Genomic DNA, 26353 nt, shown 5'->3' with positions numbered 1-26353 from the left:
AACCCCACGCTCACCCGGCGGCCGCCGTCGGGCCGCACCGCCGGTGGAGCCCTTACCGGGTCACCAACCAGTCACACGCCGTTTGCCGCCAGGAGGAGAGTCATGACCCCGATCCGCTCCGTCCGGACGGTCCACCTGTCCGGCCCCCGGTGCGCGCTGCGCGAGTGGACCGACGCCGACGCGCCCGTCCTGCACGCCTTCCTGACCGAACCCGCCGTGGCCGAGGGCCTGCTGGACGACGAGACGCCCACCCCGGAGGCGGTCCGCGCCGCGCTGCCGGCGTGGCGGAAGACGGCCGCCGGCGAGCCGCGCCCGGAGTACCGGTTGGCCGCGGTCGACGGTGACCGGCTGGTCGGCCTCGGCGGGCTCTCCGTGACGTCGGTGGAACACCGGCGCGGTGAGATCGGCTACGCGGTGCGGACCGCGCACCAGGGCGCCGGCCTCGGAACGGAGATCACCCGGCTGCTGCTGGACCTGGCGTTCGAGCAGGTGGGACTGCACCGGGTGGAGGCCACCACGCGGCCCGACAACGTCGCCTCCCGCCGGGTGCTGGAGAAGGCCGGGCTGCGGCCGGAGGGAGTGAGCCGCGACCATCTGCGTGTTCGTGGCGTCTGGCGGGACTCGGCCCGGTACGCGATTCTCGCCACCGACCGGTTCCACGGTGGAGATTGACGAACAGACCGATCGGGTACATCCGTCGCCGACCTACTGGGAACCCCCACCGGAGGAACCACATGCTCGCCATTCTCGCGGCCATCGTGTTCGGCTTCGCGCTGCTGCTCGATTTCATGAACACGGACCTCGGCGCCCCCGACTTGTTCAGCACCTCGACCCTCATGCTGATCGGCTTCCTGCTGCTCTCGCTCTACCTGGCCGGGGTCGGCTCCGGCCCGCGCGGCGGTGGGGGCGGCCGTTGGTACCGCGGTCGCCGTCCGGGCCGCGGCTGACCGGAAACGACCACCCGGGTCGGGTCGGCGGCGCGATTCCGGCGCCGCCGGTCCGGCCCGGTACTGTTCTCGTGATGGAATCCGACGCCCTCTTCACCCTCGGCGAGCCCGCCGGAGCGCCCGGCGCACCCGCGGGCTCCGGCGGCGTCGACGGGTTCACCGCCACCCGGGCGGATTCGCCGCTGCCGGTCCGGATGCGGCCGGCCGGCATCGACGAGCTGGTCGGCCAGGACCATCTGCTGGCCCCCGGCGCGCCGCTGCGCCAGCTGGTCGAGGGCGCGACGCCGATGTCGGTCATCCTCTGGGGCCCGCCCGGCAGCGGCAAGACCACCATCGCCCACCTGGTGGCGCGCGCCACCGACCGGCGCTTCGTGGCGATGTCCGCGCTGACCGCCGGGGTGAAGGACGTCCGCGCCGTCATCGAGACCGCGCGGCGGCAGCGCCGCTCCGGCGGGCCGCCGACCGTGCTCTTCATCGACGAGGTGCACCGGTTCAGCAAGACCCAGCAGGATTCCCTGCTCGCCGCCGTCGAGGACCGCACGGTCACCCTGCTCGCGGCGACCACGGAGAATCCCTACTTCTCGGTCATCTCGCCGCTGCTGTCCCGCTGCGTGCTGCTCACGCTCCAGGCGCTCGGCGACGACGCCGTACGGGGGCTGCTGCGCCGCGCGGTGACGGACGAGCGAGGGCTCGACGGCGCGCTGGTCCTCACCGGGGAGGCGGAGGACCACCTCGTCCGGCTCGCCGGCGGCGACGTCCGCAAGGCGCTCACCGCGCTGGAGGCGGCGGCGGCCACCGCGAGCGCCACGGGCGCCGACCGGATCGATCTCGCCGTGGCCGAGCAGGCGGTCGACGTGGCGGCCGTGCGCTACGACCGGGACGGCGACGCGCACTACGACGTCACCAGCGCCTTCATCAAGAGCATGCGCGGTTCGGACGTGGACGCCGCGCTGCACTGGCTGGCCCGGATGCTGGTCGCCGGCGAGGACGCCCGGTTCATCGCCCGCCGGATGGTGATCTTCGCGAGCGAGGACGTCGGCATGGCCGATCCCACCGCGCTGACCGTGGCCACCGCCGCGGCGCACGCGGTGGAATACGTGGGCCTGCCCGAGGCGCAGCTCAACCTGGCCCAGGCGGCGATCCACCTCGCCACCGCCCCGAAGTCGAACTCGGCCACCAGCGCCATCGGCGCGGCCGTCGCCGACGTACGTGCCGGTCGCGGCGGCCCGGTGCCGCGCGGGCTGCGCGACGCCCACTACTCCGGAGCGCGCGGGCTCGGGCACGGGGCGGGCTACCGCTACCCGCACGACGACCACCGGGGGGTGGTCACCCAGCAGTACGCTCCGGACGATCTCGTCGGGACGGACTACTACCGGCCCAGCGGGCACGGCGCGGAGCGGGCGGTGGCCACCCGGTTACCGGTGCTGCGCCGGATCGTGCGGGGGCTGCCGGCACCGGTGACGCGGGGGGAGGCCGGCGCGCCGGCAGCCGCGAACGGGGGCCGGGCGGGCGGCACCGAGCAGGTCGGCGGGGCGAGCGAGGGCGGCGGCGACGCCACCGAGGGGGGTCAGTAGTGATGGCGCGTGGTCCGGAGCGGCCGGCGGACGGCCCCGACGAGCGGCGCGATCCGAAGGCCAGGGGCCGCCGGTGGGGCCGCGGCCGGGCCGAGGCCGAGCCGGAGCCGGCTCCGGCCGGCGAGGAGTTCGGCTGGATCGACGACCTCCGCACCGCCAAACAGCAGCGCGGCGAGCTGGGCCCGGAGGGGCCCGGTCCGGTCGCCGACGCCCCGGGCGGTCCGGCGCCGCGCCCCCAGGGCCCCGGCGCGCCTCCGCCGGGAACGGCTCGGCCGGGCGCGCAGCCCTCACCCCCCGGCCGGGCGGGGCCGCAGCCGCCGGTGACGGCGGGGCCGGGCGCCCAGCCCCCGGGCCCCCGGCGGTCGGGGCCGCAGCCCCCCGGAGCGGACCGGCCGGTGCCACCGGCTGCGGCGGGCCGCTCCGGGCCGCCACCGGCCGCCGGTGCGCCCGGACCCGCGCCGCAGGCTCCGGGCCGACCGCACCCGACGGCTCCCGGGGCCGCCGGTCGCACCGGTGCGACGATGCCGGCGGTGGCCGGTCGTCCCGGCCCAGGGCCGCAGCCGGGCCCCGGCCGTCCCGGCGGGGACCTTCCCCCCGGTGCCGTTCGTCCCGGCCCGCCCGCGCCACCCCCCGGTGGCCGACCCGACCCCCGTGCCGCGGGCGCGCGCCGCGGTCCGGACGCGCCCGCGGCGCCGCCCGCCCGGCCGGCTGGTCCCGACGCGGGTGCCTCCCGTCGTCCGGTGGACGGGCCGTGGCCGGGCCTGCCCGAGACGCCCCGGCCGGGCGCGGACGGCCCCACCGGCCAGCAACCCCCGGTCCCCGGCCGCCCGGGCGGTCCCCGGGCCACGCCGCCGGCCGGTCCGGGCTCCGCACGCCGCGGACCGGTGGAGCCGGGCGGCGGCCGACCGCCGTCCGGGGACGGTGACGACGTCCGGGTGGTGACCCCACCCACCCCCCGGGGCCGGCACGGCGCGGAGGCACCTGAGGCGCCCCCGGTGGGATCCGGTCCCGCGGGTCGGCCCGCCTCCGGCGGACGCCGCCCGCTGCCCGACGACTCCGGTGCCGTCCGGCCGGTCTCCGGCGCGGGCCGGCGGGCCCGTCCCGACGACGTGCCGGCCGGCATGCCACCCGGCGTGGCCGGGGGCCGGCGGGCCCGTCCCGACGACGTGCCGGCCGGTGTACGGCCGGTTTCCGGTGCCGGTCGCCGCGCACGGCCGGACGACGCGCCGACCGGCGGTGGCCACCGGTCGGCGTCCGGCGGGGGCGAACCCACCGCCCGAGCCGTCCCGGGCGTCGGCCGGCGGGCCGCCCCGGAGCCGGACCGGCCGGTGGTCGTGCCGCGCACCGGGAACGCCCCCGGCCTGCCCGGCGCCGCCGCACCCGTCTCCGGTGGCCCGGTGGAGGGGGCGGGCCCGCCCACCCCCCGTCGCGACCCGGGCCGCGGCCGGCGCGCCGCGCCCGGCGAAACCGACCCCGGCACCGAGCCGGGCCGCACCCGGCGCCGCGCTGCCGCCGAGGGCGGGGAGCCACGCCCGCAGCGGCCGGAGCGCCCCGCCGACTGGCTGCGGCAGGCCGGTCGTACGCCGCACACCGACCCGGCCATGCCAGCCGCCCGACGTCCGGCCGGCCCGCCGCCGGTGGACGAGCCGTCGGCCCGTCCCGCCGGCGCCGCCCGTGGGCCGGGCGGCCGGGCCGGCGCGGCGGTGCCGCCGGTCCGCTCCGACCAGCCCCACCAGCCCGGCCCGGCCGTACCGTCGAACCGGGCCGAGCCGCCCGGCGCGGCCGTGCCACCGGCCCGGGCCGCGCAGTCCGGCCCGTCCCGCGGCACGGCGCGCCCCGTCGTGCCGCCGCCCGGCGGTGAGCGTGCCGGTGGCGGTCCGGGCCGCCCGGTCGTGCCGGCGTCCGGCGGTGAGCGTGCCGGTGGCGGTCCGGGCCGGCCGGTCGTGCCGGCGTCCGGCGGTGAGCGTGCCGGTGGCGGTCCGGCCCGTGGCGCTGTGCCGTCGGGTCCGGGGGCGCCGGACCCGCACGGCGACCCCGAGCGCAGCGGTGGCATGCCCATCGGCGCCGGCCGTCCCGGTGGACACGGCCCGGCCGACCACCCGACGCGTGGGGGAGGTCGCCCGCCCGGTGGCGGGCGTGCCGCTCCCGCCCCGGGGACGGCGGCGGTACGCCCGGCCGGTGACGGACCCGGCCCGGCCCGGCCCGACGGGGCCGTCCCGCCCGGCGGCGTACCCGGGCCGGCGGCCGCTCCGGGACCGCGTGGCTCCGCCGGACCGGTGACGGCCCGGGCGGCGGCGGGCGTGGCGCGCCCGCCCGCCCCGGACGAGCAGACGAGCGGGCGAGGCGTTCCGTCCACCCCGGACGCGGCCCGACCCGCTGCCGCGGCTGCCGCCGCGCCGGCGGTGGCGCGGGCGGCCGCGGTCGTACCGCCGCCGGGGGAGCCGGTGGGGGCACGGCCCGGTGCGGGCGACGGACCGGCGCCGCGCCCGGCCGGCCCGGATCCGGCCGAGCCCGGGACGGAGCCCGGCGGCCCGCGCGGCGCCCGCTCCGACCTGCGGCGGCAGCTACGTGAGCGACGCCGGCTGCGGATGGCCGTGCTCGCTCTGGTCAGCCTCGTGCTGCTGGGCGCCGTCCCGCTCTACTTCGGGTTGCGGACGCTCAGCCGCGACCCGGTCTTCGACACCCTCGACGCGCTCGACGTGCCGTCCTGGGCGGCGACGAAGACGGTCGACAACGTCAGCGGCAGCCGCTGGTGCCTGCAGGACTGCCGGTTGCGGGAACGCGCGGTCGAGTCGGAGCAGGGCTGGAAGCAGACCGTCACGGTCTACGAGCAGGCGCTGGCCAAGGACGGCTGGCGCCGCTGGAAGGTCGACCGCTGCCCGGAGGAGAAGGTGGAGGGCAGCTACACCTGCTGGCGTCGGGACGAACTCACGCTCGACCTGTGGGTACGCGACCCCACCTGCACGCCCCCGCCGGTGGACGGGGAACCGGCGCCGTCCGCGCCGCCCGCGACCGCAGCGGGGAAGTGCGCCGGCTCGTTGGTGTCGGTGAAGGTGCGCAACGCGATCGACGACGAGCGCACCGGCCCGACACCGACCACCGATCCGTCACTCACCGGTGAGGATCCGTACCCGACCTTGACCGACGACCCGCTCGGTGAGCCGACCCCGTCACCGTCGTGAGCCGACTTCCATCACGGACGGTAGGGTCTGGGGCTGGCGCCCCCCCGCTGCCCGGTGACCGGGTCGAGGTGGGGCGCGGTGGGCAGGTACGGTCGCGCGTCCCGGGGCGTCTGTCCCGGAACACTGGTTGAGGAGGACATGCGTGAGTTTTGGAGAGGTCGCGGCGCTCGTCGCGGCGATCGCGTTCGCGATGCTCGTGTTGATCCTGACGCTGCCGATCCTGGGGCTCCGGCACACCGTCGACGCCGCAACCCGCATGATCAACGACCTCAACGACCGCAGCGGGCCGCTGCTCGGTGACGTCAACACCACGGTGAAGAACGTCAACACCGCGCTGGAGCAGGTGCAGACCTCGCTGGACGGGGTCAACCTCCAGCTCGCCAAGGTGGACACCATGACCAGCCACGCGCAGAACGTCACCGCGAACGTGGCGAACCTGGCCACCGTGGTCTCCGCCGCCGCGGCGAACCCGCTGGTGAAGGTGGCCGCGTTCGGTTACGGCGTGCGCAAGGCCGCCTCCGCCCGCCGGCACGCCGAGACCGAGCGCGAGGTCCGCGACACCATCAAGCAGCAGCGTCGGGCCGCCAAGCGCGGCAACCGCTGACCCGACCGGCGTACGCGGGAAGGATGAGAGCATGAGGCGGTTGTTCTGGCTGGGCATCGGCCTGGCCGTGGGCGTCCTGGTGGTGCGCAAGGCCACCCGGACCGCGCAGGCGTACACCCCGGCGGGCATCGCCAGTGGGCTGTCCGAGTCCGCCGGTGGGCTGGTCGAGTCGGTGCGCGCGTTCGTGGACGACGTCCGGGTCTCGATGGCCGAGCGCGAGCAGGAGATCCACGAGGCCTTCGCCCGCGGCGAGGCGTACCAGGACGAGTTCGCCGAGCTGCGGGAGGACCCGCGCATCGGCGACCGAGAGATTTTCCCGGAGGAGCACCAGCGATGAAGACGGCGGAGATCAAGCGGCGGTTCCTCGCCCACTTCGAGGCGAACGGCCACGCCGTGGTGCCGTCCGCTCCGCTGCCCGCCATCAGCGACCCGAACCTGCTGTTCATCAACGCGGGCATGGTGCAGTTCGTGCCCTACTTCCTGGGCCAGCAGACCCCGCCGTACCAGCGCGCGGCGAGCGTGCAGAAGTGCATCCGGACGCCGGACATCGACGAGGTCGGCAAGACCAGCCGGCACGGCACGTTCTTCCAGATGAACGGCAACTTCTCCTTCGGCGACTACTTCAAGTCCGGGGCGATCCCGCTCGCCTGGGACCTGGTCACCAAGTCGGTCGAGGCGGGTGGCTTCGGGCTGGACCCGGAGCGGATCTGGGCGACCGTCTACCTCGACGACGACGAGGCGTACGACATCTGGCGCGCCACCGGCGTGCCGGCCGAGCGGATCGTGCGCCGGGGCAAGGCCGACAACTTCTGGTCGATGGGCATCCCCGGCCCGTGCGGCCCGTGCTCGGAGCTCTACTACGACCGCGGCCCGGAGTACGGCCGCGAGGGCGGCCCGGAGGTCGACGAGGACCGCTACCTGGAGTTCTGGAACCTCGTCTTCATGCAGTTCGAGCGTGGTCCGGGCACCGGCAAGGAGGACTTCCCGATCCTCGGCGACCTGCCGGCGAAGAACATCGACACCGGCATGGGCCTGGAGCGGATGGCCTCGCTGCTGCAGGGCGTGGACAACCTCTACGAGATCGACGAGGTCAAGCCGATCCTGGACCGGGCGGCCGAGCTGACCGGGAAGCGCTACGGCGCGCACTCCGGGCACGCCGCCAACCAGTCGCACCCGGACGACGTGCGGCTGCGGGTGGTCGCCGACCACGTGCGCACCGCGCTGATGCTGATCGGCGACGGGGTGACCCCGTCGAACGAGGGGCGCGGCTACGTGCTGCGCCGGATCATGCGCCGGGCGATCCGGGCGATGCGGCTGCTGGGTTACCAGGACCGGGCCCTGCCGGAGCTGCTGCCGGTGGCGCGGGACTGCATGGCGCCGTCGTACCCGGAGGTGGCCGAGGAGTTCGGCCGGATCTCCCAGTACGCGTACGCCGAGGAGGACGCGTTCCTGGCCACGCTGCGCGCCGGCACCACGATCCTGGACACCGCGATCGCCGAGACGAAGTCGGCCGGTCAGCCGGCGCTCTCCGGTGACAAGGCGTTCCAGCTGCACGACACGTACGGCTTCCCGATCGACCTGACCCTGGAGATCGCGGCCGAGCAGGGCCTGCAGGTCGACGCGGACGGCTTCCGCCGGCTGATGGCCGACCAGCGCAGCCGGGCCAAGGCCGACGCGCAGGCCCGCAAGACCGGGCACACCGACGTGTCGGCGTACCGGTCGGTGCTCGACGGTGGCGGGCCGGTGGAGTTCACCGGCTACACCGAGCTGAACCGGGAGTCCCGGGTGCGCGCGCTGCTCTCCGGCGGTGCGGCGGTCGGCGCGGCGGTCGAGGGCGACACGATCGAGCTGGTGCTGGACACCACCCCGTTCTACGCCGAGGGCGGCGGGCAGCAGCCCGACCAGGGCCTGATCACGGTCGGCGGCGGCCAGGTCGAGGTCTTCGACGTGCAGCAGCCGGTGCCCGGCCTGATCGTGCACCGGGCGCGGGTGGTGCGCGGCGAGGTGCGTGCCGGGGAGACCGGGTACGCGGAGATCGACGTCTCCCGCCGTCGGGCGATCTCGCGGTCGCACACGGCGACGCATCTGGTGCACCAGACGATGCGCAACTTCCTCGGCGAGTCGGCGACCCAGGCGGGCTCGCTGAACGCGCCGGGCCGGCTGCGGTTCGACTTCAACACCCCGACCGGGGTGGCGCCGAGCGTGCTGCACGACGTGGAGCAGCAGGTCAACGAGGTGCTCCTGGCCGACCTGGAGGTGCACGCGTTCGTCACCAGCCAGGAGGAGGCCCGTCGGATCGGCGCGATGGCGCTGTTCGGCGAGAAGTACGGCGAGCGGGTGCGGGTGGTCGAGGTCGGCGACTACGCCCGGGAGCTGTGCGGCGGCACCCACGTGGCCCGCTCGGCCCAGCTCGGTCTGGTCAAGATCCTCTCCGAGGCGTCGGTGGGTTCCGGGGTCCGCCGGATCGAGGCGCTCGTCGGCATGGACGCGTTCGGCTTCCTGGCCCGCGAGCACCTGCTGGTGTCCCGGCTGGCGGAGATGTTCCGGGTGCCGGGCGAGCAGGTGGCCGACCGGGTGGAGCAGACCGTCACCCAGTTGCGCGACGCGGAGAAGGAGCTGGAGAAGCTCCGCGCCCAGCTCGTGCTCGGCGGGGCCGGCGCGCTCGCGGCGCAGGCGAAGGACGTGCGCGGGGTCGCGTACGTGGGCACCGAGGCGCCCGAGGGCGCGGCGGCGAACGACGTGCGGACGCTCGCCCAGGAGATCCGGGGCCGGATCGACGCGGCCCGCCCGGCGGTGGTCGCGGTGGCCGCCCGGGCCAACGGCAAGGCCTCCCTGGTGGTGGCGGTCAACCAGGCCGCCCGGGGCCGGGGCCTGAGCGCCAAGGACCTGGTGAAGGCGGCGTTCTCCGGCCGGGGCGGCGGCAGCGACGACCTGGCCCAGGGTGGTGGCCTGCCCGCCGCGGAGGCGCCGAACCTGCTGCTCACCGTGGAGAAGGCGGTCGCTGACGCGGCCTGACCGATCGATGCCAGGGCGGACCGCCGGGTCCGCCCTGGTCCGTACCTGCTGAAGGAGTGTCCGGGAGATGGCTGAGCTGCCCGTCGGCGTGCGGCTGGGCGTGGACGTCGGCCAGGTCCGGGTGGGCGTGTCCCGCTCCGATCCGCACGGCATCCTGGCCACCCCGCTGGTCACCCTGGCCCGGGACCTGACCGCCGAGCCGGACGCGGTGCCCGCCGACATGGCCGAGCTGGTCCGGTTGGCGGCCGAGCACGAGGCGGTCGGGATCGTGGTCGGGTTGCCGGTCAACCTTGCCGGAAAGCACGGTCCGGCGGCGGCGAACGTATCGGCATATGCCACCCGTTTGGCCGATGTAATGGGGCCGATTCCGGTGACGCTGACGGACGAGAGGATGTCGACCGTCGTCGCGAGTCGTAGGCTGGCCGAACGGGGCGTCCGGGGAAAGCGCCAACGAGCGGTGGTCGACCAGGCCGCCGCGGTGGAGATTCTGCAGAGCTGGCTGGACGCACAGCGGAGGCGGACGCATGATCGACGATCTTGACCTGGGGTTCGACGAGCAGGAGAGGGGGGAGAAGGGCCGGCACCGACGCGGCGCCGTGCTGCGCCGGCAGGGCAAGTCCGGCGGTGGCCGGGGAAAGACGGTCTTCGCCCTCCTGATGGCGTTCGTCCTGCTGGGCGGCATCGGCGGCGGCGCGTACGTCGGCTTCGACCGGATTCGTAACTACCTGGTCACGCCCGACTACGACGGCCCGGGCACCGGCGAGGCGCTCGTCGAGGTGAAGACGGGTGAGTCGCTCACCGACATCGGCAACACGCTCTACGACGCCGGCGTGGTGAAGAGCACCAAGGCCTTCATCGAGGCCGCGGACGCGAACCCGCTCAGCAAGAACATCCAGGTGGGCCGCTACAAGGTCCGCAAGGAGATGAAGGCCGCGGACGCGATCACGCTCATGCTCGACCCGAAGAGCCGGGTGGTCAACGGCGTGACGATCCCCGAGGGGACGATCACGCTGAACGTCTACCAGATCCTCTCGAAGCAGACCAAGATCCCGGTCAAGGAGTTCCAGGCCGCGGCGAAGGACCCGGTCAAGCTGGGCGTGCCGGCTTTCTGGTTCACGCGTGGGGACGGCAAGAAGGGCCCGAAGAGCCTGGAGGGCTTCCTCTACCCGTCGACCTACGAGATCCCGCCGAAGGCCACCGCCGAGCAGATCCTGTCGCTGATGGTGGATCAGTTCCTGGCCGTGACCAAGCAGCTCGACTTCGTCGACCGGGCGAAGAACGACCGCAAGATCTCCCCGTACGAGGCGTTGATCACCGCCTCGATCGCCGAGGCGGAGTCGGTGAACGCGGTCGACCTGCCCAAGGTCTCCCGGGTGATCTACAACCGGATCTACGCCGGCAAGATCGGCTGCAACTGCCTGGGCATCGACAGCGGCATCAACTACTACCTCCGGTTGCAGGGCAAGGACCCGAAGGACTCGGACGACCTGCTGCAGAGCGAGATCAATGACCTGAAGAACCCGTACAACACGCACAACGTGGCGGGCCTGCCGCCCACCCCGATCAGCAACCCCGGCGAGGCCGCCCTCAAGGGCGCGCTGGAGCCGCCGCCCGGTGACTGGATCTTCTTCATGACGGTGGACCAGAAGGGCACGATGGGCTACGGCTCCAACGACGCCGACTTCCTCAAACTGAAGCGGCAGATGTGTGACAACAAGGTCCTCAGTGGGGAGAACTGTCGATTTTGAGAGCCGCCGTCGTGGGTAGGCCCATCGCCCATTCGCTCTCCCCGGCGATCCACTCCGCCGGGTACGCGGCGGCCGGGCTGACCGGGTGGTCGTACACCCGGATCGAGGCCGGCGCGGACGAGCTGCCCGGCCTGGTCGCGGGCCTCGGCCCGGAGTGGGCCGGGCTGTCGGTGACCATGCCCGGCAAGGAGGCGGCGCTCGCGCTGGCCGACGAGGTCTCGCCGGTCGCCGCCGCGGTCGGCGCCGCCAACACGCTGGTACGCCGGCCCGACGGCACCTGGTACGCGGACAACACCGACGTCACCGGCATGGTCGAGGTGCTGACCGACGTCGGGTGCGTGGCCGGGGCGGTGGTCACGGTGCTCGGCGCCGGCGGCACCGCCCGGGCGGCGATCGCGGCGGCGGCCCGGGTCGGGGCGGCCGAGGTAACAGTGGTGGCCCGCCGGCCCGAGGCGGTCGACGAGCTGCGTCCGGTGGCCGCGGCGGTCGGCGTGCCGCTGGCCGGCGCCGAGTGGGACGGCGCGCCCGCGCACGCCCGCGCCGACCTGGTGATCTCCACGGTGCCGAGGGGTGTGGCGGATCTGCTCGGGGAGAGCTTCGACTGGCGGCCGGGAACGGTTTTCTTCGACGTCGTCTACGACCCTTGGCCCACCCCGATGGCCGCCGCGGCCCTCGCAGCCGGGTGCCGCGTGATCTCCGGGCTGGATCTGCTGTTCGCCCAGGCGATCGGGCAGTTCGAGCAGTTCACCGGACTGGCTGCGCCGCGTGAGGCGATGCGGGCCGCTATTCGGTGAAAGGTGACATCGGGGTCGGAGGGACAACGAGCCGAGATGTCCCGGTGCTATGGTCGAAATTCATCGACCCCGGGGGATGTCATGGCGAAGATCAAATTGGCGGCGCGGGCCGCCACTGTCGCGGGCAGTGCTCTGCTGTTGCTCGGCGTGGCCGCGGCGCCCGCCTACGCGGCTACTCTCTCGACGACTGGTGCCAAGGGGCGCTACGAATACTTCAAGAACGGCACCTATCAGATGTGGCTGACCGACACGTTGTCCGACGGGCATTGCGCTCAGTGGCAGGAGAAGGCATCGGGCGGCAGTTGGACCTGGGTCGGCGAGCGGAACTGCTCGTCGGGTGAGATCAACGCCGTGTGGCTGGGACGGTTGGGCTACCAGATTCGCATCTGCCGTACTGGCGTCGGCAACTGCTCGACCGCCGTCAAGCTCTGATACCACGGCGAGGGTCCCGTTCGACACTTCGTGATTGAGCGGGGTTTTCGCCTGTCCACATGTCCGCAAGGCGGGACGCCGCCGGCACCGCGCCGGTGCGGACCGGGGGCGTGACAGACTGTCCGCTGTGTTGCGCTGGCTGACCGCAGGTGAATCGCACGGACCCGCCCTCGTCGCGATGCTCGAGGGGGTGCCCGCCGGGATCGAGGTGACCACCACCGAGATCGGTGGCGAGCTGGCCCGCCGCCGGCTCGGCTACGGCCGGGGCGCCCGGATGGCGTTCGAGCGGGACGAGATCGAGATCATCGGCGGGCTCCGGCACGGCGTGACGCTGGGCAGTCCGGTGGCGATCCGGGTCGGCAACTCCGAGTGGCCGAAGTGGCGCACCGTGATGGCCGCCGACCCGGTCGACGCCGACGAGCTGGCCAACCAGGCCCGTAACGCCCCGCTGACCCGCCCCCGCCCGGGCCACGCCGACCTGGCCGGCATGCAGAAGTACGGGCACACCGACGCCCGGCCGATCCTGGAGCGGGCCAGCGCCCGGGAGACCGCCGCCCGGGTGGCCGTCGGCACGGTCGCCAAGGCCCTGGTCCGACAGGCGCTCGGCATCGAGATCGTCTCGCACGTGGTGGAGTTGGGCCCGGTCGCCGCCAAGCCGGGCCTGCGGCCCACCCCCGAGGACGCGGCGCGCATCGACGCCGACCCGCTGCGCTGCCTCGACCCGGAGGCGAGCGCCCGGATGGTCGCCGAGGTCGACGCCGCGAAGAAGGCCGCCGACACGCTCGGCGGCGTGGTCGAGGTGCTGGCGTACGGGGTGCCGCCGGGCCTGGGCAGCCACGTGCAGTGGGACCGCAAGCTCGACGCCCGCCTCGCGACCGCGCTGATGTCCATCCAGGCGATCAAGGGTGTGGAGATCGGCGACGGCTGGCAGCAGGCGCGCTCGCGTGGCTCCGAGGCGCACGACGAGATCATCCCCACCGCCACCGGGGTGCGCCGGGTGACCGACCGCGCCGGTGGCCTGGAGGGCGGCATCACCACCGGCGAGCCGCTGCGGGTGCGGGCGGCGATGAAGCCGATCTCGTCGCTGAACCGCGCGCTGGCGACGATCGACGTCACCACCGGCGAGCCGGCCACCGCGATCAACCAGCGCTCCGACGTGTGCGCGGTGCCGGCCGCGGCCGTGGTGGCCGAGGCCATGGTGGCGCTGGTGCTGGCCGAGGCGGCGGTGGAGAAGTTCGGTGGTGACTCGGTCGCCGAGATGCGCCGCAACCTCGCTGGCTACCTCGACCACCTGGTGATCTCATGAGCACCCGGCCGGTCTGCGTGCTGGTCGGGGCGCCCGGCTCCGGCAAGACCACGGTGGGCGCGGCCCTCGCCGACGCGCTCGGCGTCGACTTCCGGGACACCGACGCCGACATCGAGCGCCTCGCCGGCAAGCCGATCCCGGAGATCTTCGTCGACGAGGGCGAAGACCATTTCCGTACGCTGGAACGGGCCGCGGTGGCGGCGGCGCTGGCCTCGCACGCCGGGGTGCTCGCGCTCGGCGGCGGCGCGGTGCTGGCGGAGGAGAACCGGGCCGCGCTGATCGGCCACACCGTGGTGCACCTGTCGGTGGAGCTGCCGGACGCGATCCGGCGGGTCGGGTTGGGCGCCGGCCGGCCGCTGCTGGCGCTGAACCCCCGGGCCACCCTGAAACACCTGCTGGACCAGCGCCGTCCGCTCTACGCCGAGGTGGCCACCGCGACGGTGGTCACCGACGGCCGCGACCCGCAGGAACTGGCCACCGAGATCGCCGCCCTGCTCAAGCCCTGACCGCCGCGCCGCCCCCGTGGAACGCCCTTGACACCCACCACGTTCCACCCACGGCCGACGATGCTCGTGAGTGGAACGCCATGGGTGCCACCGGGGCGCTTTGACACCCAAGGCGTTCCACCCGAGGTGGACGACGCCGGTGAGTGGAACGGGGTGGGTGGCAGGCGGTTTGGGGCACGCGGGAGTGGGCCGGTCGGGGGTCAGGCGCTGACCGGGTGGGTCTGGCCGGGCGGCGGGCCGGGCGCTCCGGTCGCCAGGTGGCGAGCAGCGCGAGCGCGAGGGCGATCTCGGCCAGGTCGCCGAGGTAGTACATCACTGTGGCGCCGGCCCGCAGTTCGGCGCCGGTGGCCGGGACGTCGACGAGCGCGCCGGCGTAGAGCAGTTGGGCGATCGTGGCGTGCGCGGCCACCCCGGCGCCGAGCACCACCAGTCGCACCGGCACCCGGGGCCGGTGCGGGCCGGGGTCCGGCCCGGCGATCGACCAGGCGAACAGGCAGCCGCTGAGCAGGAAGTGGGCCTGCACCACGGTGTGCAGCACCGGGCTGTCGAGCGTCGCGCGGTAGAGCGGGGTCAGGTAGAGCAGCCACAGGCCGCCGGCGGTGAGCAGCAGGCCGGTCACCGGGTGCCCGAGCACTCGCGCGACCGGGTGCCGCAGCAGGTGGACCAGCCGGTGTCCGGTGCGGCGGTCCAGGGTGCGCAGCAGCAGCGTGACCGGCGCGCCGAGGACCAGGGCCAGCGGCGCGAGCATGCCGATCAGCAGGTGCTGCCACATGTGCCCGACGAAGTCGCCGGCCGGCCGGAGCAACCCCACGGTCACCAGCAGCGTGCCCAGGCCGAAACTCGCGGTCCGGCCGTGCGCCCAGCCCGGACCGCCCGGGTCGCGCAGCCGCAGCGCGGCGGCGAGGTAGGCCCAGAACACGACCGCCGGCAGCAGCGCGGTCGCCGGGAAGCCGCCCGCGTGCCCGGCGTGACTCACCGCGGCTCCGGCGCGCACAGGTCGATCTCGGCGGCCCGCCGCTGGATGGCCCAGCCGGCGGCGGCCAGGACCACGCCGAGGGCGAGGAAGCCGAGGTCCCACCAGGCCTGGTGCGGACCCGAGCGGACGTGGTGGATGCCGAGCAGGTGGTGGTCGACGACGCCCTCGACCAGGTTGAACAGGCCCCAGCCGACCAGCACCCAGCCCCAGAGCATCGGCGAGCGCCAGAGCCGCCCCCGGGAGCGGGTGACCCGGGAGTAGAGCATGGCCAGCCCGGTCAGCACCGCCACCCAGGTGACCACGTGGAAGAGACCGTCCCACAGCGTGTTCATCTGCAGGCCGGGGACGGTGTCGACCGGGTAGTCGCGAATTCCGACGCGGTCGGTGGCGGTGCTGCTGAGCATGTGGTGCCACTGGAGGACCTGGTGCAGCGCGATGCCGTCGACGAAGCCACCGAGACCGACGCCGAGGATCGTCGCGGGAAGACGGATGCTCATTCCGCCGCCCTACCCGGGGCGCGGGGGGACAAACACCCCACGGAGTGGACTAGGCTGCCGGCGATGGACGAGGTGACCCGGATCCCGGTCGGCGGCGAGCGGCCGTACGACGTGCTGGTGGGACGTGACCTGCTCGACCCGCCGCCCGGGCTGCTGCCCGACGCCGAGCGGGTGGCCTACCTGTACGCGCCGCCGCTGAAGGCCCTCGCCGAGCGGCTCGCCGAGCGGGCCCGCGCCGCGGGCGTGACGCCGCTGCCGGTGGAGGTGCCGGACGCGGAGGCGGGCAAGCACGTCGACGTGGCCGCCGCGTGCTGGGACCGGCTGGGCGAGGCCGGGTTCACCCGTACCGACACGGTGGTCGGGGTGGGCGGCGGCGCGGTCACCGACCTGGCCGGCTTTGTCGCCGCGACCTGGCTGCGCGGGGTGCGCTGGGTGCCGGTGGCGACCTCGCTGCTCGGCATGGTCGACGCCGCCGTCGGCGGCAAGACCGGCATCAACACGGCCGCCGGCAAGAACCTGGTCGGCGCGTTCCACCCGCCGGCCGGCGTGCTCTGCGACCTGGCGACGCTCGACGGCCTGCCCCCGGTCGACCTGGCCGCCGGCATGGCCGAGGTGGTCAAGTGCGGCTTCATCGCCGACCCGGTGATCCTCGACCTCGTCGAGCGGGACCCGGCCGCCGCGCTGGACCCGACCGGCCCGGTGCTGCGCGAGCTGGTCGAGCGGGCGGTGCGGGTGAAGGCGGACGTGGTCGCCGGTGACCTGCGCGAGTCCGGGATGCGCGAGGTGCTCAACTACGGCCACACGCTCGCGCACGCGATCGAGAAGGTGGAGGGCTACCGCTGGCGGCACGGCCACGCGGTGTCGGTCGGTCTGGTCTACGCGGCCACCCTCGCGCGGCTCGCCGGCCGGCTCGACGACGCCACCGCCCGGCGGCACCGCGACGTGCTGGCCGCGCTCGACCTGCCCACCGGCTACCGGGCGGACGCCTGGCCGGAGCTGCTCGCCGCGATGCGGGTGGACAAGAAGGCCCGGGGGAGCCGGCTGCGCTTCGTGGTGCTGGACGACCTGGCCCGCCCGGCGATGCTGGAGGGGCCGCCGGACGAGCTGCTGGCCGCGGCCTACCGGGAGGTCGGCGCGTGAGGGTGTACGTGCTCAACGGGCCGAACCTGGGCCGGCTCGGCACCCGGCAGGTCGACGTCTACGGCGTGACCAGCTACGCCGATCTGGTCGCCATGTGCGAGCGGACCGGGCGCGAGCTGGGGCTGGACGTGGTGGTCCGGCAGACCGACGCCGAGCACGAACTGCTGGGCTGGCTGCACGAGGCGGCGGACGAGGCGGCGGCGGTGGTGCTCAACCCGGCGGCCTGGTCGCACTACTCGATCGCGGTGCGGGACGCGTGCGCGATGCTCCGCGCCCCGCTGATCGAGGTGCACATCTCCAACATCCACGCCCGGGAGGAGTTCCGGCACCGTTCGGTGGTCTCCGCGGTGGCCACCGGGGTGATCTGCGGGCTGGGCGTGGACGGCTACCGGCTGGCGCTGCACCACCTGGCGCAGCCCGGGAGTCCGATTCGACACGGCGAGTAGACTCGACAGGTCTGTCCGCCAATTGATGATCAAGGCAGGAAATGGCCTCCACCAACGACCTGAAGAACGGCCTGGTACTCAACCTGGACGGCGAGCTGTGGGCCGTCGTCGAGTTCCAGCACGTCAAGCCCGGTAAGGGTGGTGCGTTCGTGCGTACCACGCTGAAGAACGTGCTGTCCGGCAAGGTGGTCGACAAGACCTTCAACGCGGGCACCAAGGTCGAGACCGCGACCGTGGACAAGCGCACCATGCAATACCTGTACGCCGACGGTGAGGACTACGTCTTCATGGATCTGGAGACGTTCGACCAGATCACCGTGCTCGGTGGCACGGTCGGCGAGGCCGCCAACTACCTCCTCCCGGAGGCCGAGGCGACCGTCGCCACCCACGAGGGCGTGCCGCTCTACATCGAGCTGCCGACCTCGGTCGTGCTGGAGGTCACCTACACTGAGCCGGGCCTGCAGGGCGACCGGTCGACCGGTGGCAACAAGCCGGCCACCGTCGAGACCGGCGCCACCGTCCAGGTGCCGCTGTTCATCACCACCGGTGAGAAGATCAAGGTCGACACCCGCGACGGCCGTTACCTCGGCCGAGCCTGATGGCCGAGGGTCCGAAGCAGCAGATGCCGGCGCGCCGCAAGGCGCGCAAGCGGGCGCTGGACGTGCTCTTCGAGGCCGACCTGCGGGACCGTCCGCCGGTCGAGGTGCTCGCCGGCTACCTGGAGCGGATCGAGCAGCCCCGTCCCGACCACCTCGGCTACGCGGTCGGGCTGGTCGAGGGCGTCGCGGCGCACCTCGACCGGATCGACGAGACGATCGCCAGCTACGCCGAGGGGTGGACGCTGGACCGGATGCCGGTGGTCGACCGCAACCTGGCCCGGATCGCCGTGTACGAGCTGCTCTACGTCGACGAGATCGACGACGCGGTGGCGATCAGCGAGGCCGTCGAGCTGGCCCGGCAGATGTCGACCGACGACTCGCCCCGCTTCCTCAACGGCATCCTCGGCCGGATCGCCGAGTACGCCAGCCGCTGAGGCCCGGAGGCAGGAACGACGAAGGGCCCGTGCCGGACGGCACGGGCCCTTCGTGCGGGCGTCAGGAGGCGAAGAACGCGCGCGGGTCGGCGACCAGCACACCGTGCTCGGTGAGCCGCTCGATCAGGCCCGACGGTGAGGCGTCGTAGACGATCGCGAGGGCGCGCAGGTCGTCGGCGCGGATGGAGAGCACCCGGCCGTTGTAGTCGCCGCGCTGCTGCTGGATGGCGCGGGCGTACCGGGCGACGTACGCGAGGTCCTCGGAGGCCTCGTCGTAGAGCCGCTCCAGGTCCAGCACGATCTTGCTGGTCGGCTCGTGACGCACCCCGCTGCCGTCGGGCAGCAGCTCCGAGACGGGAACGCGGTAGAAGTCGGCCAGCTCCGCCAGGCGGGACACGGTGACGGCGCGGTCGCCGCGCTCGTACGAGCCGACCACCACGGCCTTCCACCGCCCGTTCGACTTCTCCTCCACCCCCTGCAGGGACAGGCCCTGCTGCTGGCGGATGGAGCGCAGGCGGGCGCCCAGCGACTTGGCGTATTCAGAGGGCATTCGGACACTCCCAGTGCTGCTCGGGGTTCTCCCAGCTATCGCTACGGAGCGTGACGGTACGGGGATTGCGACACGTGGTCAAGTGTTGCGGTCCACGAGGTCCGGGGGGCCGGTGTGGCTTGTCCGCATTTCTCCGGGCTGACCAGCAGGTCAGGACCGGCGGCGGTCGACCCGGTGACCGCTGGTAACGTGGCGTGGAGCCCCGGTCCGGGCCCCTCGCGGGTCCGCCGGAGTCGATAGACGTCCTTTAACGACCCGTCCCGTGAGGCGGGGAAGGAGGTCCGCCGTGGCCTACCCACCGGCTGCCCATTCGTCGCCGCCGCGACAACCCTCGGTGAAGGTGATCCTCGCCGCCGCCGACGTCTCGCGGGTGGTCGACCGCATCGCCCACCAGATCCTGGAGAAGACCCAGGGCGCCGCCGACACCGTGCTGCTCGGCATCCCCACCCGGGGTGTTCCCCTGGCCCGCCGCCTCGCGGCCCGGATCAGCACGTTCGAGGACGTGACCGTCCCGGTCGGCGTGCTCGACATCACGCTCTACCGTGACGACCTGCGCCGGCACGCCACCCGCGCGGTCGGCCCGACCGACCTGCCGCCGGGCGGCATCGACGGCCGCCGGGTGGTGCTCGTCGACGACGTGCTCTTCTCCGGCCGCACCGTGCGGGCCGCGCTGGACGCGCTCAGCGACGTCGGCCGCCCGGCCTCCGTGCAGCTCGCCGTCCTGGTCGACCGCGGCCACCGCCAGCTGCCGATCCGCGCCGACTACGTCGGCAAGAACATCCCCACCGCGCTGGCCGAGAACGTCAAGGTCACCCTCGCCGAGACCGACGGCGAGGACGAGGTACGGCTGTTCGGAGGTGAACCGGCATGATCCGGCACCTGCTCTCCGGCGCGGACCTGGACGCCGACACCGCCACCCTGGTCCTGGACACCGCGGCCGAGATGGCCACCGTGGCCGGCCGGGAGGTCAAGAAGCTGCCCGCGCTGCGCGGACGCACCGTGGTCAACCTCTTCTACGAGGACTCCACCCGGACCCGGATCTCGTTCGAGGCGGCCGCCAAGCGGCTCAGCGCCGACGTGATCAACTTTTCGGCCAAGGGTTCCAGCGTGACCAAGGGTGAGAGCCTGAAGGACACCGCGCTCACCCTGCAGGCGATGGGCGCCGACGCGGTGGTCGTCCGGCATCCCGCCTCCGGCGCCCCGCACCGGCTGGCCGACTGGGTCGACGGGTCGGTGGTCAACGCCGGCGACGGCACCCACGAGCACCCCACCCAGGCGCTGCTCGACGCGTACACCATGCGCTCCCGCCTGGGGCGGCTCGCCGGCCTGCACGTGGCGATCGTCGGCGACGTGCTGCACTCCCGGGTGGCCCGCTCGAACGTGCTGCTGCTCACCACGCTGGGCGCGAAGGTCACCCTGGTCGGCCCGCCGACGCTCATCCCGGTCGACATCGCGACCGCGCTCGCGCCCGGCATCGACGTCTCCTACGACCTCGACACCGTTGCACCCGGTGTGGACGTGGTGATGATGCTGCGGGTGCAGCGGGAACGGATGAGCGACTCCTACTTCCCGTCGGCCCGGGAGTACGCCCGCCGCTACGGGCTGGACGGGCCGCGCATGCGCCGGCTGCCCGAGCACGCGATCGTCATGCACCCCGGGCCGATGAACCGGGGCATGGAGATCACGCCCGAGGTCGCCGACTCGCCCCGCTCCACCATCGTCGAACAGGTCGCCAACGGGGTCTCCGTGCGGATGGCCGTCCTCTACCTGCTGCTCGGAGGGAGCAACCGGTGACCGCGTACCTGATCAGAAACGTCAGCCCGGTCGGCGGCGAGCCGACCGACCTGCTCATCCGCGACGGCGTGGTGGCCGAGGTCGGCGCCGGCCTGACCGCGGACGGCGCCACGGTGGTCGACGCGACCGGCCTGGTCGCGCTGCCCGGCCTGGTCGACCTGCACACCCACCTGCGCGAGCCCGGCCGGGAGGACGCCGAGACGGTCGAGTCCGGTTCCCGGGCGGCGGCGCTCGGCGGCTACACGGCGGTCTGCGCGATGGCCAACACCTCGCCGGTCGCGGACACCGCCGGCGTGGTCGAGCAGGTGTGGCGGCTCGGCCGGGAGGCCGGCCTGGTCGACGTGCAGCCGATCGGCGCGGTCACCGTCGGGCTGGCCGGCGAGCGCCTGGCCGAGCTGGGCGCGATGGCCGACTCCGCGGCCCGGGTGCGGATCTTCTCCGACGACGGGCACTGCGTGGCCGACCCGCGGCTGATGCGCCGGGCGCTGGAGTACGTCAAGGCGTTCGACGGGGTGATCGCCCAGCACGCCGAGGAGCCCCGGCTCACCGAGGGCGCGCAGATGCACGAGGGTGAGGTCTCCACGCGGCTCGGCCTGACCGGCTGGCCGGCGGTCGCCGAGGAGGCGATCATCGCCCGGGACGTGCTGCTGGCCGAGCACGTGGGCAGCCGCCTGCACGTGTGCCACGTCTCCACCGCCGGCAGCGTCGAGGTGCTGCGCCAGGCGAAGGCGCGCGGGGTGCGGGTGACCGCCGAGGTGACGCCGCACCATCTGCTGCTCACCGACCAGCGGGCCGAGAGCTACGACCCGGTCTTCAAGGTCAACCCGCCGCTGCGTACCGCCGCCGACATCGCCGCGCTGCGGGCCGCGCTGGCCGAGGGCGTGATCGACGTCATCGCCACCGACCACGCGCCGCACGCGGTGGAGGACAAGGAGTGCGAGTGGGCGTACGCCCGGCCGGGCATGCTCGGCCTGGAGACCGCGCTCTCCGTCGCGCTCGACGTGCTCGGCCCACGGTGGGACCTGATCGCCGAGCGGATGTCGCGCGTACCGGCCCGCATCGCCGGGCTGACCGGGCACGGCCTCGACCCGGCGCCCGGCGTGCCGGCCAACCTGACAGTGGTCGACCCGGCCGCCCGCCGGGTGATCGAGCCGGCCGAGCTGGCCAGCCGCAGTCGCAACACCCCGTACGCCCGCATGACGCTGCCGGGTCGCATCGTGGCGACCTTCCTGCGCGGCGAGCCGACGGTCCTGGACGGAAAGGCTGTCAAGTAAATGGGTAAGCGGAGAAGCGCGATCCTCGTCCTGGAGGACGGGCGCACGTTCCACGGCGAGGCGTACGGCAGCGTCGGCGAGACCTTCGGCGAGGCGGTCTTCAACACCGGCATGACCGGCTACCAGGAGACGCTCACCGACCCCTCCTACCACCGTCAGGTGGTGGTGCAGACCGCGCCGCACATCGGCAACACCGGCGTGAACGGCGAGGACGACGAGTCCGGCCGGATCTGGGTGGCCGGGTACGTGGTGCGCGACCCGGCCCGGATCGGCTCGAACTGGCGCGCCACCGGCGGACTGGAGGACCGGCTCGCCGCCGAGGGCGTGGTCGGGATCAGCGGGATCGACACCCGGGCGCTCACCCGGCACCTGCGCGAGCGCGGCGCGATGCGGGTCGGCGTCTCCAGCGTCGAGGACGACCCCGCCGCCCTGCTGGAGCGGGTCCGCCGCTCGCCGGGAATGGTCGGTGCGGACCTGTCGACCGAGGTGACCACCGCCACGCCGTACGTGGTCGAGGCGCAGGGCGAGCACCGGTTCACGGTGGCCGCGCTGGACCTGGGCATCAAGCGCAACGTGCCGCGCCGGCTCGCCGCCCGCGGCGTCACCACCCACGTGCTGCCCGCCGGCTCGACCATCGGGGACCTGCTCGCCACCGGCGCGGACGCGGTGTTCCTCTCGCCCGGCCCCGGCGACCCGGCGACCGCCGACGCCCCGGTGGCCCTGGCGCGGGAGGTGCTCACCCGGCGGATCCCGCTGTTCGGCATCTGCTTCGGCAGCCAGATCCTCGGCCGGGCGCTCGGCTTCGGCACCTACAAGCTCGGATACGGTCACCGCGGCATCAACCAGCCGGTGCTCGACCGGGCCACCGGCAAGGTCGAGGTGACCAGCCACAACCACGGCTTCGCCGTGGAGGTCCCCGGGGTGCGCTCCGGCGCGGTCGTCCCCGACCAGGTGGTCGACACCGACTTCGGCGGGGTGCGGGTCTCCCATGTGTGCCTCAATGACAACGTGGTCGAGGGGCTGCGGGCCGAGGACGTGCCCGCCTTCACCGTCCAGTACCACCCGGAGGCGGCGGCCGGCCCGCACGACGCGGACTACCTGTTCGACCGCTTCGCGGAGCTCATCGAAGGCGGAAAGAATGCCTAAGCGCACCGACCTGAAGCACGTCCTGGTGATCGGCTCCGGGCCGATCGTGATCGGACAGGCCTGCGAGTTCGACTACTCCGGCACCCAGGCCTGCCGGGTGCTGCGCAGCGAGGGGATCCGGGTCAGCCTGGTCAACTCCAACCCGGCGACGATCATGACGGATCCGGAGTTCGCCGACGCCACCTACGTCGAGCCGATCACGCCCGAGTTCGTCGAGCTGGTGATCGCCAAGGAACGCCCGGACGCGCTGCTGCCGACCCTGGGCGGGCAGACCGCGCTGAACACCGCGGTCGCCCTGCACTCCGCGGGCGTGCTGGAGAAGTACGGCGTCGAGCTGATCGGCGCCAACATCGAGGCGATCAACCGGGGTGAGGACCGGCAGCTGTTCAAGGACATCGTGGCCCAGGCCGGCGTACGCCTGGGCGTCGACGACCCGTCCACGCTGACCCCCCGCTCGCGCGTCTGCCACTCCATGGACGAGGTCCGCGACACGGTCGCCGAGCTGGGCCTGCCGGTGGTCATCAGGCCGTCGTTCACCATGGGCGGCCTCGGTTCCGGGATGGCGCACACCGACGCCGACCTGGAGCGCATCGCCGGCGCCGGCCTGGCCGCCAGCCCGGTGCACGAGGTGCTGATCGAGGAGAGCGTGCTCGGCTGGAAGGAGTACGAGCTCGAGCTGATGCGCGACCGGCACGACAACGTGGTGGTGGTCTGCTCGATCGAGAACGTCGACCCGATGGGCGTGCACACCGGCGACAGCGTCACCGTCGCCCCGGCCATGACCCTCACCGACCGGGAGTACCAGCGCCTGCGGGACCTGGGCATCGCGGTGCTGCGCGAGGTCGGCGTGGACACCGGCGGCTGCAACATCCAGTTCGCGGTCAACCCGGTCGACGGCCGGATCGTCGTGATCGAGATGAACCCGCGGGTGTCGCGCTCCTCGGCGCTGGCCTCGAAGGCCACCGGCTTCCCGATCGCCAAGATCGCCGCCAAGCTCGCGGTCGGCTACACGCTCGACGAGATCCCCAACGACATCACGCTCAAGACGCCGGCCGCGTTCGAGCCGACGCTGGACTACGTGGTGGTGAAGATTCCCCGGTTCGCGTTCGAGAAGTTCCCCGGCGCCGACCCGGAGCTGACCACCACCATGAAGTCGGTGGGCGAGGCGATGAGCCTGGGCCGCAACTTCTCCGAGGCGCTGAACAAGGCGATGCGCTCGATGGAAACCAAGTCGTCCGGTTTCTGGACCGTCCCGGACCCGGAGGGCGCCACCCGGGAGAACACCCTGGCGGCGCTGCGCGTGCCGCACGACGGCCGGCTCTACACCGTCGAGCGGGCGTTGCGTCTCGGCGCGTCCATCGCCGAGGTGGCCGAGGCCTCCGGCGGCATGGACCCGTGGTTCCTCGACCAGATCGCCGGGCTGATCGAGTTGCGCACCGAGATCGTCGACGCGCCGGTGCTCGACGCCGGCCTGCTGCGCCGGGCCAAGCGGGCCGGCCTGTCCGACCGGCAACTCGCCGCGCTGCGCCCCGAGCTGGCCGCCGAGGGCGGCGTCCGGACGCTGCGGCACCGGCTCGGGATCCGGCCGGTCTACAAGACGGTGGACACCTGCGCGGCCGAGTTCGAGGCGACCACGCCCTACCACTACTCGACGTACGACTCCGAGACGGAGGTGGCGCCCTCGGCCCGGCCGAAGGTGCTCATCCTCGGCTCCGGGCCGAACCGGATCGGGCAGGGCATCGAGTTCGACTACTCGTGCGTCCACGCCGTCCAGGCGCTGCGGGACGTCGGCTACGAGACCGTGATGGTCAACTGCAACCCGGAGACCGTCTCCACCGACTACGACACCGCCGACCGGCTCTACTTCGAGCCGCTGACCTTCGAGGACGTGCTGGAGGCGTGGCACGCGGAGGACTCGTCCGGCAGGGCGGCCGGCGGCCCCGGCGTGGTCGGGGTGGTGGTGCAGCTCGGCGGCCAGACCCCGCTCGGCCTGGCCCAGCGGCTCAAGGACGCCGGCGTGCCGGTGGTCGGCACCTCCCCGGAGTCGATCCACCTGGCCGAGGAGCGGGGCGCGTTCGGCGCGGTGCTGGCCCGGGCCGGGCTGCGCGCGCCCGCGCACGGCATGGCCACCTCGTACGAGGAGGCCAAGGCGATCGCCGAGGAGATCGGCTACCCGGTGCTGGTCCGGCCCTCGTACGTGCTCGGCGGGCGGGGCATGGAGATCGTCTACGACGACGCCACGCTGCGTGACTACATCGGCCGGGCCACCGAGATCTCGCCCGACCACCCGGTGCTGGTGGACCGGTTCCTCGACGACGCCATCGAGATCGACGTGGACGCCCTGGTGGACGCCGACGGCGACGTCTACCTGGGCGGCGTGATGGAGCACATCGAGGAGGCCGGCATCCACTCCGGCGACTCGTCCTGCGCGCTGCCGCCGATCACGCTGGCCGGCTCGCACCTCACCCAGGTGCGGCGCTACACCGAGGAGATCGCCCGCGGCGTCGGGGTGCGTGGCCTGCTCAACGTCCAGTACGCGTTGCAGGGCGACACGCTCTACGTGCTGGAGGCCAACCCGCGCGCCTCCCGGACCGTGCCGTTCGTGTCGAAGGCGACGGCGGTGCCGCTGGCCAAGGCGGCGGCCCGGATCGCGCTCGGCGCCACGATCGCCGAGCTGCGCGCCGAGGGGATGCTGCCGCCGACCGGCGACGGCGGCACGATGCCGGCGGACGCGCCGATCGCGGTCAAGGAGGCGGTGCTGCCGTTCAAGCGGTTCCGCACCCCGTCGGGCCGGGGCATCGACGTGCTGCTCGGCCCGGAGATGCGGTCCACCGGCGAGGTGATGGGCATCGACACCGGCTTCGGTCAGGCGTTCGCGAAGTCGCAGGCCGCCGCGTACGGGTCGCTGCCGACCGCCGGGAAGATCTTCGTCTCGGTGGCGAACCGGGACAAGCGCGGCATGATCTTCCCGATCAAGCGCCTGGCCGACCTGGGCTTCCAGATCGTCGCCACCACCGGCACGGCGGAGGTGCTGCGCCGGCACGGCATCGCCTGCGAGCAGATCCGCAAGCACTACGAGTCGGGCGAGGGCGCGGACGCGGTGTCGCTGATCCTCGGCGGCGACGTGGCGCTGGTGGTGAACACGCCGCAGGGCTCCGGGGCGAGCGCCCGCTCGGACGGCTACGAGATCCGCAGCGCCGCCGTCACGGCGGACATCCCCTGCGTCACCACGGTTCCGGGCGCGGCGGCGGCGGTGATGGGCATCGAGGCGCGCATCAACGGCGACCTCCGCGTCCGTCCCCTCCAGGACCTGCACGCCGCCCTCCGGGCCGGCGAGTGACCACCCCGACCTCCGCGTCGATCATGAAGTTGGCGGCGATGTGGATCTC

At 73.7% G+C, this 26353-nt stretch carries 25 protein-coding genes; 22 read left to right on the top strand and 3 right to left on the bottom strand.

What is annotated here, in order from left to right:
* Nucleotides 1–102: 102 nt before the first annotated feature.
* From GA0070213_RS20765 to GA0070213_RS20695, 13 genes are all read left to right on the top strand, one after another.
* The gene (locus tag GA0070213_RS20765; protein WP_091067198.1) at nt 103–672 is read left to right on the top strand and encodes a GNAT family N-acetyltransferase; all 570 of its coding nucleotides are present in this window, start codon (nt 103–105) and stop codon (nt 670–672) included.
* A gap of 62 nt (nt 673–734) precedes the next feature.
* Nucleotides 735–947: a hypothetical protein gene (locus GA0070213_RS20760; RefSeq protein WP_018785054.1), complete on the top strand. Its 213-nt coding sequence runs from the start codon at nt 735–737 to the stop codon at nt 945–947.
* Nucleotides 948–1021: 74 nt separating this feature from the next.
* Nucleotides 1022–2521, top strand: coding sequence for a replication-associated recombination protein A (locus tag GA0070213_RS20755; protein ID WP_091067195.1), 1500 nt, complete (start codon nt 1022–1024; stop codon nt 2519–2521).
* Nucleotides 2522–4965: 2444 nt separating this feature from the next.
* The gene (locus GA0070213_RS20740; RefSeq protein ID WP_425412850.1) at nt 4966–5703 is read left to right on the top strand and encodes a hypothetical protein; all 738 of its coding nucleotides are present in this window, start codon (nt 4966–4968) and stop codon (nt 5701–5703) included.
* Between the two features lie 142 nt (nt 5704–5845).
* Entirely contained in the window at nt 5846–6307 is a 462-nt protein-coding gene (locus tag GA0070213_RS20735) for a DUF948 domain-containing protein (protein ID WP_091067184.1), read from the top strand.
* Between the two features lie 31 nt (nt 6308–6338).
* Nucleotides 6339–6644: a hypothetical protein gene (locus GA0070213_RS20730; RefSeq protein ID WP_091067180.1), complete on the top strand. Its 306-nt coding sequence runs from the start codon at nt 6339–6341 to the stop codon at nt 6642–6644.
* Nucleotides 6641–9322, top strand: a complete 2682-nt coding sequence (alaS, locus tag GA0070213_RS20725) for an alanine--tRNA ligase (RefSeq protein WP_091067178.1) — start codon at nt 6641–6643, stop codon at nt 9320–9322. Before GA0070213_RS20730 ends, alaS begins: the two co-directional genes overlap by 4 nt.
* A 67-nt stretch (nt 9323–9389) precedes the next feature.
* Nucleotides 9390–9863, top strand: coding sequence for a Holliday junction resolvase RuvX (gene ruvX, locus GA0070213_RS20720; RefSeq protein ID WP_091067175.1), 474 nt, complete (start codon nt 9390–9392; stop codon nt 9861–9863).
* The gene (gene mltG, locus GA0070213_RS20715; protein WP_091067171.1) at nt 9847–11070 is read left to right on the top strand and encodes an endolytic transglycosylase MltG; all 1224 of its coding nucleotides are present in this window, start codon (nt 9847–9849) and stop codon (nt 11068–11070) included. Before ruvX ends, mltG begins: the two co-directional genes overlap by 17 nt.
* Nucleotides 11067–11864: a shikimate dehydrogenase gene (locus GA0070213_RS20710; RefSeq protein WP_091067168.1), complete on the top strand. Its 798-nt coding sequence runs from the start codon at nt 11067–11069 to the stop codon at nt 11862–11864. Before mltG ends, GA0070213_RS20710 begins: the two co-directional genes overlap by 4 nt.
* Nucleotides 11865–11945: 81 nt before the next feature.
* Complete coding sequence (locus tag GA0070213_RS20705) at nt 11946–12296, top strand: hypothetical protein (RefSeq protein ID WP_091067164.1); 351 nt, start codon at nt 11946–11948, stop codon at nt 12294–12296.
* A gap of 127 nt (nt 12297–12423) precedes the next feature.
* Nucleotides 12424–13602: a chorismate synthase gene (aroC, locus tag GA0070213_RS20700; protein ID WP_091067161.1), complete on the top strand. Its 1179-nt coding sequence runs from the start codon at nt 12424–12426 to the stop codon at nt 13600–13602.
* Nucleotides 13599–14108 carry a shikimate kinase gene (locus GA0070213_RS20695; RefSeq protein WP_091067158.1) on the top strand — a complete coding sequence of 170 codons (510 nt, stop codon included), beginning with the start codon at nt 13599–13601 and terminating at the stop codon, nt 14106–14108. Before aroC ends, GA0070213_RS20695 begins: the two co-directional genes overlap by 4 nt.
* Here the strand turns inward: GA0070213_RS20695 and GA0070213_RS20690 are convergent.
* Together GA0070213_RS20690 and GA0070213_RS20685 are read right to left on the bottom strand one after the other, a co-directional pair.
* A complete protein-coding gene (locus GA0070213_RS20690) occupies nt 14098–15084 on the bottom strand; it encodes a cytochrome c oxidase assembly protein (RefSeq protein ID WP_245716489.1) in 987 nt (328 codons plus the stop codon). The genes GA0070213_RS20695 and GA0070213_RS20690 overlap by 11 nt on opposite strands.
* Nucleotides 15081–15581, bottom strand: coding sequence for a DUF2243 domain-containing protein (locus tag GA0070213_RS20685; RefSeq protein WP_091067154.1), 501 nt, complete (start codon nt 15579–15581; stop codon nt 15081–15083). The genes GA0070213_RS20690 and GA0070213_RS20685 overlap by 4 nt, the downstream gene beginning before the upstream one ends.
* 63 nt (nt 15582–15644) lie before the next feature.
* Here GA0070213_RS20685 and aroB point away from each other — a divergent pair, with 63 nt between their 5' ends.
* The 4 genes from aroB to nusB are packed head-to-tail and all read left to right on the top strand — an operon-like array spanning nt 15645 to nt 18200.
* On the top strand, nt 15645–16721 hold the full coding sequence (gene aroB, locus GA0070213_RS20680) for a 3-dehydroquinate synthase (protein ID WP_091067151.1): 1077 nt from the start codon (nt 15645–15647) through the stop codon (nt 16719–16721).
* Nucleotides 16718–17167 carry a type II 3-dehydroquinate dehydratase gene (gene aroQ / locus GA0070213_RS20675; RefSeq protein ID WP_091067148.1) on the top strand — a complete coding sequence of 150 codons (450 nt, stop codon included), beginning with the start codon at nt 16718–16720 and terminating at the stop codon, nt 17165–17167. Before aroB ends, aroQ begins: the two co-directional genes overlap by 4 nt.
* Before the next feature lie 41 nt (nt 17168–17208).
* Nucleotides 17209–17766, top strand: coding sequence for an elongation factor P (gene efp, locus GA0070213_RS20670; RefSeq protein WP_091067144.1), 558 nt, complete (start codon nt 17209–17211; stop codon nt 17764–17766).
* Between the two features lie 23 nt (nt 17767–17789).
* Nucleotides 17790–18200: a transcription antitermination factor NusB gene (gene nusB, locus GA0070213_RS20665; protein ID WP_174534511.1), complete on the top strand. Its 411-nt coding sequence runs from the start codon at nt 17790–17792 to the stop codon at nt 18198–18200.
* A gap of 61 nt (nt 18201–18261) precedes the next feature.
* Here the strand turns inward: nusB and bldD are convergent, their stop codons facing one another.
* On the bottom strand, nt 18262–18750 hold the full coding sequence (gene bldD, locus GA0070213_RS20660; protein WP_013285505.1) for a transcriptional regulator BldD: 489 nt from the start codon (nt 18748–18750) through the stop codon (nt 18262–18264).
* Nucleotides 18751–19036: 286 nt separating this feature from the next.
* On the opposite strand from bldD, the gene pyrR reads away from it, so the two are divergent.
* Genes pyrR through carB form a run of 5 tightly spaced genes read left to right on the top strand, consistent with a single transcriptional unit; the run spans nt 19037 to nt 26304 of the window.
* The gene (gene pyrR / locus GA0070213_RS20655) at nt 19037–19621 is read left to right on the top strand and encodes a bifunctional pyr operon transcriptional regulator/uracil phosphoribosyltransferase PyrR (protein ID WP_091067141.1); all 585 of its coding nucleotides are present in this window, start codon (nt 19037–19039) and stop codon (nt 19619–19621) included.
* Complete coding sequence (locus GA0070213_RS20650) at nt 19618–20544, top strand: aspartate carbamoyltransferase catalytic subunit (protein WP_091067137.1); 927 nt, start codon at nt 19618–19620, stop codon at nt 20542–20544. The genes pyrR and GA0070213_RS20650 overlap by 4 nt, the downstream gene beginning before the upstream one ends.
* The gene (locus GA0070213_RS20645) at nt 20541–21818 is read left to right on the top strand and encodes a dihydroorotase (RefSeq protein WP_091067133.1); all 1278 of its coding nucleotides are present in this window, start codon (nt 20541–20543) and stop codon (nt 21816–21818) included. The genes GA0070213_RS20650 and GA0070213_RS20645 overlap by 4 nt, the downstream gene beginning before the upstream one ends.
* Nucleotides 21819–22964 (top strand): glutamine-hydrolyzing carbamoyl-phosphate synthase small subunit, encoded by a 1146-nt coding sequence (carA, locus tag GA0070213_RS20640; RefSeq protein ID WP_091067130.1) that lies wholly within the window; start codon nt 21819–21821, stop codon nt 22962–22964.
* A complete protein-coding gene (gene carB / locus GA0070213_RS20635; RefSeq protein ID WP_091067127.1) occupies nt 22957–26304 on the top strand; it encodes a carbamoyl-phosphate synthase large subunit in 3348 nt (1115 codons plus the stop codon). Before carA ends, carB begins: the two co-directional genes overlap by 8 nt.
* The last annotated feature ends 49 nt before the right edge of the window (nt 26305–26353 follow it).

This window comes from Micromonospora humi (assembly GCF_900090105.1).
GTDB lineage: Bacteria > Actinomycetota > Actinomycetes > Mycobacteriales > Micromonosporaceae > Micromonospora > Micromonospora humi.
The sequence above is the reverse complement of the archived record's forward strand: the minus strand, read 5'-3'. Positions and strand labels throughout refer to the sequence as shown.

Bases quoted from the DNA above. Each gene is read 5' to 3' on its own strand.
- ruvX (WP_091067175.1), top strand. From the start codon at position 9,390: ATGGCTGAGCTGCCCGTCGGCGTGCGGCTGGGCGTGGACGTCGGCCAG.
- GA0070213_RS20730 (WP_091067180.1), top strand. From the start codon at position 6,339: ATGAGGCGGTTGTTCTGGCTGGGCATCGGCCTGGCCGTGGGCGTCCTG.
- mltG (WP_091067171.1), top strand. From the start codon at position 9,847: ATGATCGACGATCTTGACCTGGGGTTCGACGAGCAGGAGAGGGGGGAG.
- GA0070213_RS20705 (WP_091067164.1), top strand. From the start codon at position 11,946: ATGGCGAAGATCAAATTGGCGGCGCGGGCCGCCACTGTCGCGGGCAGT.
- GA0070213_RS20650 (WP_091067137.1), top strand. From the start codon at position 19,618: ATGATCCGGCACCTGCTCTCCGGCGCGGACCTGGACGCCGACACCGCC.
- alaS (WP_091067178.1), top strand. From the start codon at position 6,641: ATGAAGACGGCGGAGATCAAGCGGCGGTTCCTCGCCCACTTCGAGGCG.
- GA0070213_RS20695 (WP_091067158.1), top strand. From the start codon at position 13,599: ATGAGCACCCGGCCGGTCTGCGTGCTGGTCGGGGCGCCCGGCTCCGGC.
- nusB (WP_174534511.1), top strand. From the start codon at position 17,790: ATGCCGGCGCGCCGCAAGGCGCGCAAGCGGGCGCTGGACGTGCTCTTC.
- GA0070213_RS20765 (WP_091067198.1), top strand. From the start codon at position 103: ATGACCCCGATCCGCTCCGTCCGGACGGTCCACCTGTCCGGCCCCCGG.
- carA (WP_091067130.1), top strand. From the start codon at position 21,819: ATGGGTAAGCGGAGAAGCGCGATCCTCGTCCTGGAGGACGGGCGCACG.
- aroB (WP_091067151.1), top strand. From the start codon at position 15,645: ATGGACGAGGTGACCCGGATCCCGGTCGGCGGCGAGCGGCCGTACGAC.
- efp (WP_091067144.1), top strand. From the start codon at position 17,209: ATGGCCTCCACCAACGACCTGAAGAACGGCCTGGTACTCAACCTGGAC.
- GA0070213_RS20755 (WP_091067195.1), top strand. From the start codon at position 1,022: ATGGAATCCGACGCCCTCTTCACCCTCGGCGAGCCCGCCGGAGCGCCC.
- bldD (WP_013285505.1), bottom strand. From the start codon at position 18,750: ATGCCCTCTGAATACGCCAAGTCGCTGGGCGCCCGCCTGCGCTCCATC.
- GA0070213_RS20760 (WP_018785054.1), top strand. From the start codon at position 735: ATGCTCGCCATTCTCGCGGCCATCGTGTTCGGCTTCGCGCTGCTGCTC.
- GA0070213_RS20685 (WP_091067154.1), bottom strand. From the start codon at position 15,581: ATGAGCATCCGTCTTCCCGCGACGATCCTCGGCGTCGGTCTCGGTGGC.
- carB (WP_091067127.1), top strand. From the start codon at position 22,957: ATGCCTAAGCGCACCGACCTGAAGCACGTCCTGGTGATCGGCTCCGGG.